Origin of the sequence: Aeromonas sp. 600774 (genome assembly GCF_049175075.1) — a bacterium.
GTDB classification, from domain to species: Bacteria; Pseudomonadota; Gammaproteobacteria; order Enterobacterales; family Aeromonadaceae; genus Aeromonas; species Aeromonas veronii_A.
In genome coordinates this window covers 34,401-51,093 of record NZ_JAAKUJ010000013.1, presented here as the reverse complement: position 1 = coordinate 51,093, position 16,693 = coordinate 34,401, and the positions used below count along the sequence as shown (strand labels likewise).

Sequence of the window (16,693 nt, the reverse complement as noted above, 5' to 3'; positions counted from 1 at the left end):
CATGCTGATCCGACTCTGGTGGCTGATCCGAAAAGAGCTGCAGGCCCTGATGGGCAATACCCAGGGGCGCTTTCTGCTCATCATGCCGGTGCTGCTGCAGACCGCCCTCTTCCCGTTCGCCGCCACTCTGGAGGTGACCGGCAACACGCTGGCCATCTACAACCAAGATGGCGGTGCCCAGAGCCGCGAGCTGCTGGAGCGTCTCACCCATATGCCCGCCTTTACCACCATCATCCCGGTGCAGGGCGAGGCGGGCATGACCGAGGCCATCACCGGGCAGCAGGCACTGCTCGGGCTGATTATTCCGGGGGATTTCTCGCGCCGGCTGGCGCGCGGCGAACCGGCCAAGGTACAGCTGATCATCGACGGACGCCGCTCCAACGGTGGTCAGGTGGCGGCGGGCTACATCAGTCAGGTGATCGCCCGCTGGCAAAGTGAGGGCAAGGGGCAACCCGAGCTGGCGGTACGCAACCTCTACAACCCCAACGTCGAGTTCCACTGGCATATCCTGCCTGCACTGGTCGCTATCATCACCACCACCGGCTGTCTGATTGTCACCGCCCTCTCGGTCGCTCGGGAGCGGGAAGAGGGCACCTTCGATCAGCTGCTGGTCTCCCCCCTCACCGCGGGCTGGATCATGGCGGGCAAGGCGGTGCCCGGCATCATGGTGGCGGTGGGGCAAGGGTGCATAGTCGCGCTGGCCGCCCGTTTTGTCTTTCACCTCCCCTTTGCCGGCAGCCTCAGCCTGCTGATGGCGGGCATGGTCTGCTACGGGCTGGCACTGGCCGGGATCGGGCTCTTCATCTCGTCGTTCTGCTCGACCCAGCAGCAGGCCTTTCTCGGAGTCTTCTCCTTCACAGTACCGGCGGTGATCCTCTCGGGCTACATCTCGCCGGTGGAGAACATGCCGCAGGTGTTCCAGTGGCTGGCGGCCATCGACCCCCTCACCCACTTCATCGTGCTGCTCAAGGGGGTCTTCCTCAAGGGGTTCGACTGGTCGGCCGCCTGGCCCCTGCTCTGGCCGCTGCTCGCCATCGCCGGCGTCACCCTGTCGCTGGCGCTCGCCATGTTCCGCCGCCATATCGCCTGACGCGCAGCCTTGCTCGGCTGATGCCCATTGATGCCTGTCTCGCCCAGCGCGAGGCCAGCCTTTTCCGCCAGAAGTTTTCACTCCCCGGCTTTTGCTAAAGCGCTCTTGCTCTCAGCCACCCCTCACCCCGAGCCAACGCAGAAATCATCAACTGGTATACCTATTTTTGTATATCTTTGAATTTTATCGAATTACCCCTGACGAGATATATAAATAGACACTTGATTTGCATCAATTGCCCGCCCCGACTGACTGGGTAGCCTAGCCCCAGAATGATGTTTTATTACTCCAAACTAGAGGCAATCATGAGCAAAGTCAGACTGGTCGTTGTGGGCAACGGCATGGTGGGGCACCGCTTCATCGAAGAGTTGATCGAGCGAGCCGACCCGGGCCGCTACGAGATCACCGTCTTCGGTGCAGAACCCCGTCCCGCCTACGATCGCGTCCATCTCTCCTCCTACTTCTCCCATCACACCAGCGAAGATCTCTCCCTCGTCAAACCCGGCTTCTACGACAAGCACGGCATCCGCCTGCTGCTCGGCGAAGCGGTGAAAAAAATCGACAGGGCCAACCGCGAAGTGCACTCCAACAAGGGCACTGTGGTCGGGTACGACAAACTGGTGCTGGCCACCGGCTCCTACCCCTGGGTGCCGCCCATTGCGGGCAGTCAGCACCACGAGTGCTTCGTCTATCGCACCATCGAGGATCTGAAAGCCATCCGCAGCGCCGCCAGGAGCGGCAAGAGCGGGGTGGTGATCGGGGGCGGCCTGCTTGGCCTCGAAGCCGCCGGTGCCCTCAAGGCGCTGGGTCTCGAGACCCACGTGGTGGAATTTGCCCCTGTGCTGATGGCCGAGCAGCTCGACGGTCAGGGCGGCCAGCTGCTGCGCCGCAAGATTGAATCCATGGGGGTGCAGGTACACACCAGCAAGAGCACCAGCGAGATCCTGATGCACGGCGGCCGCGACGCCCAGCACCGCCTCGCCTTCGCCGACGGCAGCCAGCTTGAAGTAGATGTGGTGGTCTTCTCCACCGGCATCCGCCCGCAGGATACCCTGGGCCGTTACTGTGAACTGGCCATCGCCGACCGTGGCGGCGTGCTGATCGACGATCACTGTCTCACCTCCGACCCCGACATCTATGCCATCGGCGAGTGCGCCGCCTGGCAGGGCCGCTTCTTCGGGCTGGTGGCACCGGGCTACAAGATGGCCCAGATCACCGTCGACCATCTGCTCGGTGGCGACAGCCGCTTCGAAGGGGCGGACATGAGCGCCAAGCTCAAGCTGCTCGGCGTCTCCGTCGGCTCCATCGGTGATGCCCACGGCCGCACCCCTGGCAGCCACAGCTATGTGTTCCAGGATGACCAGGCCGGCGTCTACAAGAAGATAGTGGTGAGCGAAGACAACAGCCGCCTGCTCGGCGCCGTGCTGGTGGGTGACGTGGAAGATTACGGCAACCTGCTGCAGATGATGCTCAACGCCCTGCCGCTGCCGAGCCACCCGGACACCCTGATCCTGCCCGCCTACGCCGGTGCCAAACCGACCCTGGGGGTGGATGCCCTGCCTGAGAGCGCCCAGATCTGCTCCTGCTTCGACGTCTCCAAGGGCGACATCGCCCAGGCCGTCGCCGAGGGGCACACCACCCTCGCCGCCATCAAGCAGCACACCAAGGCTGGTACCGGCTGCGGCGGCTGCGTGCCGCTCATCAGCCAGGTGCTCAACGCCGAGCTGGTGAAGCAGGGTATCGAGGTCAACAACCACCTCTGCGCCCACTTCCCCCACTCCCGTCAGGAGCTGTTCCATCTGGTCAAGGTGGAGGGGATCAAGAGCTTCGACGAACTGCTGGCCAAGCACGGTCAGGGCTATGGCTGCGAGGTGTGCAAACCGACCGTCGGCTCCATTCTCGCCTCCTGCTGGAACGAGCATGTGCTGAGCCCGCGCAACACCCCGTTGCAGGACACCAACGACATCTTCCTCGGCAACATGCAAAAGGACGGGACCTACTCCGTCATCCCGCGCATGGCCGGTGGCGAGGTGACCCCGGAGGGGCTGCTGGCGGTGGCCGAAGTGGCCCGCGACTACAAGCTCTACACCAAGATCACCGGCGCCCAGCGCATCGGTCTGTTCGGGGCCCAGAAGGATGATCTGCCCGCCATTTGGCGCAAGCTGCTGGCGGCCGGCTTCGAGACCGGTCAGGCCTACGCCAAGGCACTGCGCATGGCCAAGACCTGCGTTGGCAGCACCTGGTGCCGCTTCGGCGTGCAGGACAGCGTCGGCCTCGGGGTCTTCCTCGAGAACCGCTACAAGGGCATTCGCACCCCGCACAAGATGAAGTTCGGTGTTTCCGGCTGTACCCGCGAATGTGCGGAAGCCCAGGGCAAGGACGTCGGTATCATCGCCACCGACGCGGGCTGGAACCTCTATGTGGGCGGCAACGGCGGCATGAAGCCGCGCCACGCCGATCTGCTGGCGTCTGACCTCGACCGCGAGACGTTAGTCCGGTTGATAGACCGCTTTATGATGTTCTACGTCACCAGCGCCGACAAACTGCAGCGCACCTCGGTCTGGCTCGGCAATCTGGAAGGGGGCGTCGACTACCTGCGCGAAGTGATCGTCGACGACAAGCTGGGACTGGCCGAGACGCTGGAGCGCGATATCCAGACCCTCATCGACAGCTACGAGTGCGAATGGTCGCGCACCCTCAACGAAGAGCAGGCGTTGCAGCGCTTCAGCCACTTCATCAACAGCGACAAGCGCGACCCGGACGTTCAGTTCGTCGCCGAGCGCGACCAGCATCGACCGGCCACCCCGGCCGAGCGCATCCCCGTCTACCAGATCGAGGTGGAGACCAAATGATGAAATTAGCCTGCCAACTCAACGACATCCTGCCGGGAACCGGTGTGTGCGCACTCATTGAGGGCCGCCAGATCGCCCTGTTCCGCCCGAGCGCAGCCGCCGAGGTGTTCGCCATCGACAACCGGGATCCCTTCTTCGCCGCCAACGTGCTGTCGCGGGGCCTGATCTGCGAACACGACGGCGAGCTCTGGGTGGCCAGCCCCCTCAAGAAGCAGCGCTTTCGCCTGAGCGATGGCCACTGCTTCGATAACCCGGCCATGTCGGTGCAGAGCTACCCCGTTGAAGTGCGTGATCAGCAAGTCTGGGTCGCGGTCTGATGTCGACAACCCCCAGATCTATGTCGGTACAGAGCTATCCCGTCGAAGTGCGCGATCAGCAGGTCTGGGTCGCCGTCTAACACCATGAACATCAGGGCTGCCTGCGGGCGGCCCTCTTGAAGGAAACAAAGATGTATACCGAAACCATCAACAAGTGCGCCGCCAACGCGGCCCGCATCAACCGCTTCGAGCGCAGCGACAAGCTCGGCTTCTGGCTCAGCTCCGCCATGGCGGGGGCCTATGTGGGCCTTGGCATCATCCTCATCTTCACCCTGGGCAACCTGGTGGATCCCACCATCCGTCCGCTGGTGATGGGGGCCACCTTCGGCATCGCCCTGACCCTGGTCATCATCGCCGGCTCCGAGCTCTACACCGGCCACACCATGTTCCTCACCTTCGGGGTGAAGACCGGCAAGATCGCCATGGTCGACCTGCTGCGCATCCTGCCGCAAACCTGGGCTGGCAACCTGATTGGCTCCATCGTGGTGGCGCTGATCTACTCCTACGGCGGCAGCCTGCTGCCGGACGCGGGCAGCCTGGCCCACAAGGTGGCGCTGGCCAAGACCCAGGCACCGGCGCTGACCCTGTTCATGAAAGGGATCCTCTGCAACTGGCTGGTCTGCCTCGCCATCTGGATGGCGCTGCGCACCGAAGGAGCCGCCCGCTTCATCGCCATCTGGTGGTGCCTGCTGGCCTTTATCGCCTCCGGCTACGAGCACTCCATCGCCAACATGACCCTGTTCGCCCTCTCCTGGTTTGGCGTCCACTCGGAGGCCTACACCCTAGGCGGCATCGGCCACAACCTGCTGTGGGTGACCCTGGGCAACACCGTCTCCGGCGCCCTCTTTATGGGCCTCGGCTACTGGTATGCCACCCCCAAGGCCGAGCGACCGGTCGCGGTGAGCGAAACCACCAGCACCGCCAACCAGACCCGAACCGCCTGATCCGGAGGCCCCATGGACTACTTGCCCATCTTTTGCCGACTCGACAACAAACCCGTGCTGCTGGTCGGCGGCGGCGAGGTGGCGGAGCGCAAGGCGCGCCTGCTGCTGGATGCCGGTGCCCAGCTCACAGTGGTCGCGCCCAAGCTCGACCCCGAGCTGGCGGAGCTGGCTGCCAACGGCAGCATCGAGTGGCTGGCCGGTGAATTTGCGCCGCAGCAACTGGCGGGCAAGTGGCTGGTGGTGGCCGCCACCGATCGGCGCGAGGTGAATGCGCTGGTCTACCAAAGCGCCAATCAGGGGCGGATCTTTGCCAACGTGGTGGACGACCCGAAACGCTCCAGCTTCATCATGCCGTCGATCATCGACCGCTCGCCGCTGATGGTGGCCATCTCCTCCGGTGGCAAGGCGCCGGTGCTGGCCCGGCTGCTGCGGGAAAAACTGGAAGCCCTGCTGCCCCAGCATCTGGGTGCCGTCGCGGCCTTCGCCGGCAGCCTGCGGGAGCGGGTCAAGGCCCGCTTCGCCAGCATGGGGGAGCGGCGCCGCTTCTGGGAGCGGCTGCTCGGGGCAGACCAACTCGGGCAGGCACTGGCGCGGGGCGATCACGCCTCTGCCCACCAGCTGGCCGACAACCTGTTTGCCGATGAAAGTCACTCCCGTGGCGAGGTGGTGCTGGTGGGGGCTGGCCCCGGCGATCCGGGCCTGCTCACCCTGCACGCCCTGCGCCAGATGCAGCAGGCTGACGTGGTGGTCTATGACCGGCTGGTCTCTGACGAAGTGATGGCGCTGGTGCGCCGCGACGCCAAGCGCATCTTCGTCGGCAAGCAGGCGGGCAACCACTGCGTGCCGCAGGAGGGGATCAACCAGCTCTTGCTGGAGGAGGCGAAAAAGGGGCAACGGGTGGTGCGGCTGAAGGGGGGCGACCCCTTTATCTTCGGCCGTGGCGGCGAGGAACTGGAGACGCTCGTTGGTACTGGGATTGGCTTTCAGGTGGTGCCGGGGATCACTGCGGCCAGCGGCTGCGCCGCCTACGCCGGCATTCCGCTGACCCACCGCGATCACGCCCAGAGCGTGCGCTTCGTCACCGCCCACGGCAAGGGGGGCGCCCGGGATCTCGACTGGCCACTGCTGGCCAAAGACCGGCAGACGCTGGTCTTCTACATGGGGCTCTCATCCTGCGCCACCATCCGTGAAGAGCTGCTGGCCCACGGCAAGGCAGGCGACACCCCGGTGGCGCTGATCGAGCGCGGCACCCAGCCCTGCCAGCGGGTCATTCGCGGTACTCTCGATGAGCTGCCCGCACTGGCGGTGGGGGTCGAGAGTCCTGCCCTCATCATGGTGGGCTCGGTGGTGACCCTGGCCGACCGGCTCGCCTGGTTTGGCGAGGCACCACAGGCTCAGCGAGCCCTCGCCTGAGGTATCCTCGGCAACTCACCATGAGGCCACCAGCAGGTGGCCTCACTTTTACCTCCCTCTTCTCCCATCACGGTCATAACCTGTTGTTTTAAGTCTGGTATCCTATGGGCATTGAGCCCTTGGCTACCATCTCAGGAATTCATCCCATGTCTCTTCCCATCAAGAACAGCGCCCGGCAGCGCGCGGATGACAGATCCCGCATTCTCACCCTGCTGCTGCGCGATGATGCCCTCACCGACAGCCTGCTCGATCCGCAGGTGGTGCAGGATGCCGAGCAGCGCGATCAGACCAGCGAACTCACCACACTGGTCAACGGGCTGCCTGCCGCCGACGTCGCCGATGCGCTGGAGTCGCTGCCGCCTGATGAACGTCATGCCCTGTGGGCACTGGTGGAGGAGGATAAGCGCGGCCAGATCCTGGTCGAGGCCTCAGAGACGGTGTGGGACAGCCTTATCAGCGGGATGAGCGACAAGGAGCTGCTGCACGCCCTGCGCACCCTGGATATCGACGACCAGATCTATCTGGGCCAGTACCTGCCCCGCAACCTGATGGGGCGGCTGCTCACCTATATGGCCCCCGCCGACCGGGATCGGGTGCGGGAGGTGATCCGCTACGGCAAGCACACCGTCGGCGCCATGATGGACTTCGAGATCATCACCATCCGCCCCGAGGTGAGTCTGGCCACGGTGCAGCGCTATCTGCGGCTGCGCGGCAAGATCCCCGCCAACACCGACAAGCTGTTCGTCATCGATCGGCGCAACCACCTGCTGGGGGAGCTGGCCCTCACCACTGTCCTGCTGCACAAACCCGCCACTCTGGTGAGCGATGTGATGGAGCGAGATCCGGTCACCTTCGATCCGGAGGATAACGACGAAGCGGCCGCCCGCACCTTCGAGCGGGATGACCTGCTCTCCGCCGCCGTGGTGGATGGCAAGGGCAAGCTGATGGGCCGCCTCACCGTCGAAGAAGTAGTAGATCTGGTCTATGAGGAGAGTGACACCGACCTGCGCCGGATGGGGGGTATCAGCGAGGATGAAGATGTGTTCGCCCCTGTCTCCAAGGCGGTCAAGACCCGCTGGGCCTGGCTTGCCATCAACCTCTGCACCGCCTTTGTCGCCTCGCGGGTGATCGGCCTGTTCGAGCACACCATCTCCCAGCTGGTGGCGCTGGCGGCGCTGATGCCCATCGTCGCCGGGATCGGCGGCAACACCGGCAACCAGACCATCACCATGATAGTGCGGGCGCTGGCGCTACAGCACATTCAGGCAGGCAACCTCTCCTTCCTGCTGCTGCGGGAACTCGGCGTCGCCTTTATCAACGGGCTGGTGTGGGGCGGCACCATGGGCATTGCCACCTATCTGCTCTATCAGGATGCAGCGCTCGGCGCCGTGATGACCCTGGCCATGATGCTCAACCTGCTGGTGGCCGCCCTGATGGGGGTGATTATCCCCATGACCATGACCCGCCTCGGCCGCGACCCGGCAGTCGGTGCCAGCGTGATGATCACCGCCATCACCGATACCGGCGGCTTCTTTATCTTCCTCGGGCTGGCGACCCTGTTCCTGCTGTAAACCGTGCGTTGAAAACAACAAGGGAGCCACTGGCTCCCTTGTTGTTTCAGGCGCGTTTGCCCACCCCTGCCGTTAGCTGCTTATCGCTTGTCAGCGGTGATCAGCAAGCCATTGGTGTCGGGGAAGCCGATGACCAGCGCCTCTTTTTTGGCATCCGTGGTATAGGTGGCGACATAGGCGACGCGGTTATCCATCGCCCGGGCCAGAGCGGCATTCCAGAGGTTTTCGATCGGCGTGGCGGCAGCGGATTGCTTGAAGTTGCACTTGCCAAACCCGGTCATGGTCAGCTTGCTCAAACCGGTAGTGGCACTCCCCTCGCCCACCAGCGTACAACCTGCCGCCGGAAACTCGATCGCTACCGTCAGCTTGCCGCCGTTGTTGGTGGTATCCACCTTGCCCACCATGTCGCTACTGAAGCCATCGCTGTCCGTGGCACTCCAGCTGGCCGTGGTCACCGCTTTGGTGGTCAGGGCCGTCACCGCCACATGACCGCTGAAACCGGAATAGATGGGTGAGTTGTCGGAGAACTTGGTGCCGGTCCGGGTGAAATCAAAAACCCAGCGCTTGATCTCCTTGCCCTGCAGATCGATGACCGGCTGATCCTGGAAGGTGATGAGGTTGTGGTCGTTGGTCACCGAGCTGAGCGCCGTGCTGGTACCGAGCCGTTCGCTGTTGCGGATCAACTGCACCGGGTAGATCCCGTCTTTGTCGGCTTTCTGGTCAGCCTGGCCCAGCCACTGGCTGTTGGTCTCGACCTTGCCCACCTGATGATCCACCCAGACACCCCAGTACTGCACGGTTTCACCCTTCGGGTAGACCAGCGCCAGACCATCCAGATCCTTGATCATGCGCGGCGTCGCCTTGTCGCCGTCGCGGCTCAGCAGATTCGCATGGTAAAGACCCGCCTCCGGCAGAGCCAGCGGCACCCGCTTGGCGATACTGTTGGCAGCTTTTTCGCTGTCACAGGCAGACAGGGCGGCGGCGCAGGCGATGGCCAGCAGCGCTTTGTTGTGCATTTTCATGAGTTTTTATTCCTTGCTGTCGCTTTGTAATTTTTAGATGCAATCAATCGCCGCTGAATTTAAGGGAAAGGTCATCTATCAGTCGAATGGAGATCTGTAACCAACCATTACAGCCTCGCAGGAGCGGCAGACCGCGCCGCTTGCCCCGACCGCACGGCGGTGACTACCAAGTGACTCACTGCGGAAAAGCAGCGAGGGTGGTGGCCCTGAAGGAAGAGAAAAAAAGAGATGAAAATCAGAGCCATAACTCTATTAACAGGAAGGCAATTAACCCGAATTGCCAGCCGGCTCACAATAGGATTCTTTTGCTATCGATAGAATGCACCACGCTGGCATACCCATAACAAGAGAATTCAACAATGAAAACCACCCTCAAACTGAGCGCGGTGGCAGTTATCTTTTTGCTGTCCGGCTGTGACGACAACAACTCTCAGGCCCCCGGTGATCTCACCCTGCGGCTGATCGAAACCTCTGATATCCACTCCAACCTGCTGAGCTACGACTACTACCAGAACAAGCCGGATGCCTCGCTGGGCTTTGCCCGCACCGCTGTGCTGATCCGCAAGGCCCGCGAAGAGAACGCCAACAACTTGCTGATCGACAACGGCGACCTGATCCAGGGCACCCCGCTGGCCGACTATATCCACGACCAGCAGGTCAAACAGCAGTGGCTGAGCAAGCAGACCCACCCCGCCATCAAGGCGCTCAACACCATGAGCTATGATGTCGGCAACCTGGGCAACCACGAATTCAACTTCGGTCTCGACTTCCTCTCAGAGACCCTGAAAGGGGCCAACTACCCCTACATCAACGCCAACGTCTTCCAGGCCGATGCCTTCAGCCGTGATGGCAAGGGCACCATCGACTGGAGCAAGCAGAAGTTCAAACCCTATGTGGTGCTGGATCGTCAGGTGAAGGATGCCAACGGCAATACCCAGACCATCAAAGTCGGTGTGCTGGGCCTGACCCCGCCCCAGATCACCCAGTGGGACAAGCGCAATCTGGAAGGCAAGGTGGTGGTGGCCGATATGGTCGAGACCGCCGAGCACTATGTACCCGAAATCCGCGCCAAGGGCGCAGACATCGTCGTGGTCGTGGCCCATACCGGCATCATAGGTGACCCGCGCGAACCCATGATGGAGAACGCCGCACTGCCGCTGGCCAAGGTGAAGGGGGTCGATGCCCTGCTGCTGGGTCACGCCCACCGCACCTTCCCAGGTGACTACCCCAACATGACCGACGTGGACAACGAGAAAGGCACCCTGGCGGGGGTACCGACCGTGATGCCGGGTGTCTGGGGTAACCACCTCGGCATCATCGACCTGCACATGACCTGGAAAGAGGGTCGCTGGGAAGTGACCTCCAGCCAGTCCCAGCTGCGCAAAATCGACAGCAGCGCCAGCAGCACCGAAGATCAGGCGGTAGTCGATCAGGTCATTGCCGAGCACGAGCAGGCCAACCAGTGGCTGGACGAGCCCCTCAGCAAGATCACCAAGCCAATCCACAGCTTCTTCGCGCTGGTACAGGATGACCCCTCCATCCAGATCGTCAGCGACGCCCAGCTGTGGCACGCCAAGAAGCTGCAACAGGATGGTCAGCTCAAGGAGAAATGGCCCATCCTCTCCGCCGCCGCGCCATTCCGTGGCGGTCGCAACGGTCCGACCGACTTCACCTATGTACCGGCTGGCGATATCTCCCTGCGCAACGTGGCCGACCTCTATGTCTACCCCAACACCCTGCAGGTGGTCGCCATCAATGGCGCGACCGTACAGGAGTGGCTGGAGAAGAGCGCCGTCCAGTTCAACAAGATCGATGCCGCCAGCACCGCTACCCAGTGGCTGGTGAACGAGAAGTACCGCACCTACAACTTCGACGTGATCGACGGAGTGAACTATCAGGTCGATGTGACCAAACCTGCCCGTTACGATGTGGATGGCAACAAGGTGAGCGACAGCTACCGCATCACCAACCTCACCTATCAGGGCAAGGCAATCGACCCGACCCAGATGTTCTACGTGGTGACCAACAACTACCGCGCCAGCGGTGGTGGCAACTTCCCGGGCATCAACGCCAAGGTGATCGTCCATGAAGATCAGTTCGAAACCCGCGAAGTGCTCTCCGAATACCTCAAGGATCTGGCAGAGAAGAATCCGGCCGGTTTCGAGCCCCCGGCAGACAACAACTGGCAGCTGGCCCCCCTGCCCGCCAATCTGGATCTGCGCATCTACAGCTCGCCACGCAGCGAAGCGCAAGCCCTGACCGGCGGCAAGCTGAACTATGTAGAGACCCTGCCGCCCACCGATGCCAAACACCCCGGCTTTGGCGTCTACAAGCTGGTGCTGGCACCCTGAACCTCAGGGTTAATCCGGCAATAACCTCTGCACCCCCCTCCTGATACGAGGGGGTTTTTGATGGTGCAGGCAGAGGGTCAGCTCTTGTACGCCAGCCGCTCCCCGCAGCAACTCACGCAGCCCGTTTATCCCTTCACGCCATCATCCCCCTCTATCACACCATCCAGATCCCGGCTGGTCTGCCCCATCCCGCCCATAAAAAAACAGGCCCACCGAAGTGGGCCTGCTGTTATCTGCGTGGGTGGGAGTATCGCGCTAAAGGGCGCTACTCCCGCTCCTTCACATAAGGTGTACCAAGTGCCTTGGGGGCCACAGCGCGGCCGATAAAGCCGGCCAGCAGGAACACGGTCAGGATGTAGGGCAGTGCCTCGATGGCCTGCACCGGAATGGCGAAGCCACCGATGCTGACCCCTTGCAGGCGGATGGCGACCGCATCGAGGAAGCCGAACAGCAGACAGGCGGCCATGGCATTCCAGGGACGCCACTTGCCGAACACCAGCGCCGCCAGTGCCATAAAGCCCTTGCCCGCACTCATATTGGGGATGAACTGGGCCGTCTGGGCCACCGCCAGATAGGTGCCACCGATACCGGCCAGCAGGCCGCCGATGAGGAGCGCGGTGTAGCGCATCCGCACCACAGAGATACCGGCGGTATCGACCGCTGCGGGCGCCTCGCCCACCGCCCGCAGACGCAGACCGAAGCGGGTACGGAACATCACCCACCAGGCCAGCGGTACGCAGGCGAACGCCACGTACTCCAGCAGGGAGTGGCCGCTCAGCAGTTCGCTGTAGAGCTGGCCGATCACCGGCACATCCCACAGCTCCTTGGCATAGGGCAGATCGATGGGGGCGAAACGGGCATCACCGGAGAGCGCTGGAGTCTGGCCCCCCTGATCGAACCAGTAACGACCCAGGGTCACGGTCAGACCGGCCGCCAGAATGTTGATGGCCATGCCGCTCACCACCTGATCACCGCGGTGGGTGATGGTGGCAAAGCCGTGCATCAGAGCAAACAGGATGGAAACACCCACCCCGGCACCCAGACCTACCCAGGCAGAACCGGAGACCGCCGCAGCCGCACCACTGGCGAACGCCGCCGCCAGCAGTTTGCCTTCCAGCGCGATGTTGACCACCCCGGAGCGCTCGCAAAACATGCCCGCCATGGCGGCCAGAATGAGCGGCGGCGCGGTACGGATGGTCGCATCCAGCATCAGGATCAGAATTTCAAACATGATCAGACTCCTTTAGCTTGCGCGGCTGAGCGGTTGGCAAACGCCAGATAGAGCTGCTCGATGCGCGGACGCATCATGTGCTCAAGGGCGCCACAGAACAGGATCACCAGACCCTGCAACACCACCACGATGTTGCGGTCGACACCGAACTCGAAGCTGAGCTCGGCGCCCCCCTGATAGAGGAAGCCAAACAGCAGGCTGGCAATGATGACGCCGACCGGATGGTTGCGCCCCATCAGCGCCACCGCGATACCGGTGAAGCCGAACCCTTCCACAAAGTTGAGCTTGATTTGGTGCAGCTCACCCTGCAGCACGTTGAGGGCAAAGAAGCCCGACAGCATGCCGGAGATGACCATCGCCAGGATCACCACCTTGGGATAGGAGATACCGGCGTAGGCGGAGGCGCTTTGGCTGGCGCCGACCGAGCGGATCTCGTAACCCCAGCGGGTGTGCCAGATAAAGACCCACACCAGCGCCGCACAGATCAGCGCCCAGAAGAAGCTGATATTGAGCGGGCTGTTGGGGATCTCCATCCCGAACAGGTTCGCCAGCCCGCTCATCTTGGGCAGCCAGCTTGCTTCGGCAAACACCTTGCTCTCGGTCGCCATCGAGCCGGGCGGCTTGAACACCTCCACCAGCAGATAGGCCATCAGCGAGGCGGCGATGAAGTTGAACATGATGGTGGTGATAACGATATGGCTGCCGCGCTTGGCTTGCAGCCAGGCCGGAATAAAGGCCCAGGCCGCACCGAACAGACCACCGGCAATGATGGAGAGCGGCAACAGCAGGGCAAACGGCAGCACATCGCCGAGCATCAGACAGACCAGACCCACACCGAGACCGCCGATATAGGCCTGACCTTCACCACCGATGTTGAACAGACCGGCGTGGAAGGCGACAGCCACCGACAGACCGGTAAAGATAAAGCCGGTTGCGTAGTAGAGGGTGAAGCCAAACCCTTCACCGGTGCCGAACGCGCCGTACCACATAATCTTGGCGGCATCGACCGGGTTGATCTCGAGGTAGTAGAACAGGATGGCCGACACCAGGAAGGCCAGCAGGATGTTGACCGCAGACACGACGCCCACGGAGACCCAGGCAGGAATACGTACTTGGCTCATCAGTGGGCCTCCTTGGCAACTTCATCCGGCACTATGTTCGCCATCATCAGACCGATAGTGCGCTCGTCCGCTTTGGCGGCATCCAGCTCGCCGACGATGCGACCGTCGGCAATAACCAGAATGCGGTCAGAGAGACTCATGATCTCGTCCAGCTCCACCGAGACCAGCAGCACCGCCTTGCCCTTGTCGCGCATGGCGATGATCTGCTGGTGGATATACTCGATGGCACCGATGTCGACCCCGCGGGTCGGCTGGCCGATCAACAGCACATCCGGGTCCTGCTCCACTTCACGGGCGATCACCAGCTTCTGCTGGTTGCCACCGGAGAAGTTGGCGGTCTTGTGGTCGGGATGGGGCGGGCGCACGTCCCACTTCTCCATCTTGGCCTGGCAATCCTGCAGGATCGCCTCCTTGTTTTGCAGCCACCCCTTGTTGTACTGCGGACGGCGGTGATAACCGAGGATAAAGGCCTCTTTCGCCTCGAAGCGGTTGATGAGACCCATCTTGTGGCGATCTTCCGGCACATGGCCGAGACCGAAGTTGCGTACCATCTCGGGATCGGCTGCCTGCTCGGCGCTCACCTTGTGCACGCCGCTGCGGCTGCTGATGGTAAAGCCGCCCTTGCTCGGTTTGATGATGCCGCCAAGCAGGCTGAGCAGCTCGGACTGACCGTTGCCAGAGACCCCGGCGATGCCGACCACTTCACCGGCGCGCACCTCGAAGCTGACCGATTTGACCCGCTCCACCTTGCTGGCGTCGAAGTAGCTGAGCCCCTCGACCTTCAGCTTGGCTTCGCCCGGCTGGGTCGGCCCCTTGTCGACCTTGAGGCGCACCTTGCGGCCCACCATCAGTTCGGCCAGCTGCTCCTTGTCGGTATCCTTGGTGGCAACGTGCGCCACCATCTCGCCGCGGCGCATGATGGAGACCTGATCCGTGATGGCCAGGATCTCGCGCAGCTTGTGAGTGATGAGGATGATGGTCGCCCCCTGATCCCGCAGCTTCTCCAGCACCTTGAACAGGTGATCCGCCTCTTGCGGGGTGAGAACCCCGGTCGGCTCGTCGAGGATCAGGATGCGGGCACCGCGATAGAGCGCCTTGAGAATTTCGACCCGCTGTTGCAGGCCCACTGGCAGATCTTCCACCTTCTCGTGCAACGGCACCTCGAGACCATAGTCCCGCGCCAGCTCGCCGAGCAGCTTCTCTGCCGACGCCACGCTCTGCTGAAGGTGCCAGCCATTTTCAGCGCCGAGGATGACGTTTTCCAAAACCGTAAAGTTGTTCACCAGCATGAAGTGCTGGTGCACCATGCCCACGCCTGCGGCAATCGCATCTTGTGAACCGTGGGGTTTGAAAGGATTCCCGTCGATGAACATCTCGCCTTTATCGGCATGGTAGAAGCCGTAAATGATGCTCATCAGGGTGGATTTACCGGCGCCGTTTTCGCCAACGATGCCGTGAATACTGCCTTTCCGAACCTTAAGGTCGATCAGCTTGTTGGCGTACACTTCGCCGAACCGCTTATCGATACCTCTTAATTCGATGGCATAGCGATCTGTCTGGTCCATGATGCAGCCCTGCGTTTCATGAAATAAGACTGTAAAAACCGGCCCGTGCGGGCCGGTCGGTGCGTTGAGAGTCGTAGCAGCAACTATCTAATTAGTATTTGCAGGTATTGTCGCTCATGTAGTCATGAACCTTGACCTTGCCTGAAATAATCTCGGCCTTGATGGCATCCACCTTGGCTTTCATCTCCGGGGTGATCAGCTTCTCGTTGTCCTTGTCGAGCGCCCAATCCACACCACCTTCGGCCAGACCCAGGTTCTTGATACCCGGTTTCCACTGGCCTTTGGCCGCGTCATCCCAGGTTTGGTAAGCAGCCAGACCCACAGACTTGACCATGGAGGTCAGCATGGTGCCCGGTTGCAGGTGGTTCTGGTTGGAGTCTACGCCGATGGCAAACTTGCCGCTGTCCTTGGCTGCCTGATAGACACCGATACCGGTACCGCCGGCTGCGGCGTAAACCACGTCAGCGCCCTTGGCAAACTGGGACTTGGCCAGCTCGGCACCTTTGGCCGGGTCAGCAAACGCGGCCGGGGTGGAGCCTGCCATGTTCTGGAACACTTCGATCTTCGGATTGACGTACTTGGCACCCTGCTCGTAGCCACACTCGAACTTGCGGATCAGCGGGATGTCCATGCCGCCCACGAAACCGACCTTGCCGGTTTTGGAGGCGATGGCAGCCAGTGCGCCCACCAGGAAGGAACCTTCATGCTCCTTGAAGATGACGGACTGGACGTTCGGCTTGTCGACCACCATGTCGATGATGGTGAACTGGGTTTTCGGGAATTCGGTCGCAACCTTCTCTACCGCAGAACCCATGTTGAAGCCGACCGCTACGATCGGGCCGTTGCCACGGCTGGCCAGACGACGCAGACCCTGCTCGCGCTGGGCTTCGTTCTGGGGCTCAAACTCTTTGACCTTTACCCCTTTGTCCTTGTTGTAAAGCTCGACGCCGTTACGGAACACGGCTTCGTTGAATGATTTGTCGTACTTGCCCGCGGTGTCATAGATCACGGCCGGCTCGGAAGCAGCCTGAGCAGAGAGAGCAGCGAGAGTGAGGGAGGCCACGGTGGCCAGTTTGAGCACTTTAGTCACGATCGTATCCTTGATTGTTATTAAGTGAGGGAACTTGTTTGCCCGCCGAAGCGGGTCATCTAGCACGCAGGGTTACTCTAAGTCAGCCCCGGTGCGGGTCAAGCAAATGATAAGGGAAAAACGTTT

General features: G+C 62.1%; 12 protein-coding genes. 7 read left to right on the top strand and 5 right to left on the bottom strand.

Annotated features, from left to right (window positions below; all coding sequences use genetic code 11):
- The first annotated feature begins 1 nt into the window (after position 1).
- The 6 genes from G5171_RS14965 (at position 2) to mgtE (ending at position 8,187) form a co-directional block, all read left to right on the top strand.
- A complete protein-coding gene (locus tag G5171_RS14965; protein ID WP_005355575.1) occupies positions 2 to 1,090 on the top strand; it encodes an ABC transporter permease in 1,089 nt (362 codons plus the stop codon).
- A 305-nt stretch (positions 1,091 to 1,395) separates the two neighbouring features.
- Positions 1,396 to 3,942, top strand: coding sequence for a nitrite reductase large subunit NirB (gene nirB / locus G5171_RS14960; protein ID WP_421260382.1), 2,547 nt, complete (start codon positions 1,396 to 1,398; stop codon positions 3,940 to 3,942).
- A complete protein-coding gene (gene nirD, locus G5171_RS14955; protein ID WP_041202829.1) occupies positions 3,942 to 4,259 on the top strand; it encodes a nitrite reductase small subunit NirD in 318 nt (105 codons plus the stop codon). Before nirB ends, nirD begins: the two co-directional genes overlap by 1 nt.
- A 131-nt stretch (positions 4,260 to 4,390) precedes the next feature.
- Entirely contained in the window at positions 4,391 to 5,203 is an 813-nt protein-coding gene (gene nirC, locus G5171_RS14950; RefSeq protein ID WP_421260381.1) for a nitrite transporter NirC, read from the top strand.
- Between the two features lie 12 nt (positions 5,204 to 5,215).
- Positions 5,216 to 6,616, top strand: coding sequence for a siroheme synthase CysG (cysG, locus tag G5171_RS14945; RefSeq protein WP_421260380.1), 1,401 nt, complete (start codon positions 5,216 to 5,218; stop codon positions 6,614 to 6,616).
- A gap of 146 nt (positions 6,617 to 6,762) precedes the next feature.
- Positions 6,763 to 8,187, top strand: coding sequence for a magnesium transporter (gene mgtE, locus G5171_RS14940; protein WP_040069731.1), 1,425 nt, complete (start codon positions 6,763 to 6,765; stop codon positions 8,185 to 8,187).
- Positions 8,188 to 8,267: 80 nt separating this feature from the next.
- Here mgtE and G5171_RS14935 read toward each other — a convergent pair whose 3' ends face one another.
- Positions 8,268 to 9,209: a hypothetical protein gene (locus G5171_RS14935; RefSeq protein WP_421260379.1), complete on the bottom strand. Its 942-nt coding sequence runs from the start codon at positions 9,207 to 9,209 to the stop codon at positions 8,268 to 8,270.
- 359 nt (positions 9,210 to 9,568) lie between these two features.
- On the opposite strand from G5171_RS14935, the gene G5171_RS14930 reads away from it, so the two are divergent.
- Positions 9,569 to 11,560: a bifunctional 2',3'-cyclic-nucleotide 2'-phosphodiesterase/3'-nucleotidase gene (locus G5171_RS14930; protein ID WP_421260378.1), complete on the top strand. Its 1,992-nt coding sequence runs from the start codon at positions 9,569 to 9,571 to the stop codon at positions 11,558 to 11,560.
- Positions 11,561 to 11,825: 265 nt separating this feature from the next.
- Here G5171_RS14930 and G5171_RS14925 read toward each other — a convergent pair whose 3' ends face one another.
- The 4 genes from G5171_RS14925 to G5171_RS14910 form a co-directional block, all read right to left on the bottom strand.
- Positions 11,826 to 12,791, bottom strand: coding sequence for an ABC transporter permease (locus tag G5171_RS14925; RefSeq protein WP_005340795.1), 966 nt, complete (start codon positions 12,789 to 12,791; stop codon positions 11,826 to 11,828).
- Positions 12,792 to 12,793: 2 nt separating this feature from the next.
- The gene (locus tag G5171_RS14920) at positions 12,794 to 13,912 is read right to left on the bottom strand and encodes an ABC transporter permease (RefSeq protein WP_421260377.1); all 1,119 of its coding nucleotides are present in this window, start codon (positions 13,910 to 13,912) and stop codon (positions 12,794 to 12,796) included.
- Positions 13,912 to 15,477, bottom strand: coding sequence for an ABC transporter ATP-binding protein (locus G5171_RS14915; RefSeq protein ID WP_049046807.1), 1,566 nt, complete (start codon positions 15,475 to 15,477; stop codon positions 13,912 to 13,914). Before G5171_RS14915 ends, G5171_RS14920 begins: the two co-directional genes overlap by 1 nt.
- A 91-nt stretch (positions 15,478 to 15,568) precedes the next feature.
- On the bottom strand, positions 15,569 to 16,567 hold the full coding sequence (locus tag G5171_RS14910) for a BMP family lipoprotein (protein WP_033115676.1): 999 nt from the start codon (positions 16,565 to 16,567) through the stop codon (positions 15,569 to 15,571).
- Positions 16,568 to 16,693: the final 126 nt, after the last annotated feature.

Bases quoted from the DNA above. Each gene is read 5' to 3' on its own strand.
- G5171_RS14965 (WP_005355575.1), top strand. From the start codon at position 2: ATGCTGATCCGACTCTGGTGGCTGATCCGAAAAGAGCTGCAGGCCCTG.
- nirB (WP_421260382.1), top strand. From the start codon at position 1,396: ATGAGCAAAGTCAGACTGGTCGTTGTGGGCAACGGCATGGTGGGGCAC.
- nirD (WP_041202829.1), top strand. From the start codon at position 3,942: ATGAAATTAGCCTGCCAACTCAACGACATCCTGCCGGGAACCGGTGTG.
- nirC (WP_421260381.1), top strand. From the start codon at position 4,391: ATGTATACCGAAACCATCAACAAGTGCGCCGCCAACGCGGCCCGCATC.
- cysG (WP_421260380.1), top strand. From the start codon at position 5,216: ATGGACTACTTGCCCATCTTTTGCCGACTCGACAACAAACCCGTGCTG.
- mgtE (WP_040069731.1), top strand. From the start codon at position 6,763: ATGTCTCTTCCCATCAAGAACAGCGCCCGGCAGCGCGCGGATGACAGA.
- G5171_RS14935 (WP_421260379.1), bottom strand. From the start codon at position 9,209: ATGAAAATGCACAACAAAGCGCTGCTGGCCATCGCCTGCGCCGCCGCC.
- G5171_RS14930 (WP_421260378.1), top strand. From the start codon at position 9,569: ATGAAAACCACCCTCAAACTGAGCGCGGTGGCAGTTATCTTTTTGCTG.
- G5171_RS14925 (WP_005340795.1), bottom strand. From the start codon at position 12,791: ATGTTTGAAATTCTGATCCTGATGCTGGATGCGACCATCCGTACCGCG.
- G5171_RS14920 (WP_421260377.1), bottom strand. From the start codon at position 13,912: ATGAGCCAAGTACGTATTCCTGCCTGGGTCTCCGTGGGCGTCGTGTCT.
- G5171_RS14915 (WP_049046807.1), bottom strand. From the start codon at position 15,477: ATGGACCAGACAGATCGCTATGCCATCGAATTAAGAGGTATCGATAAG.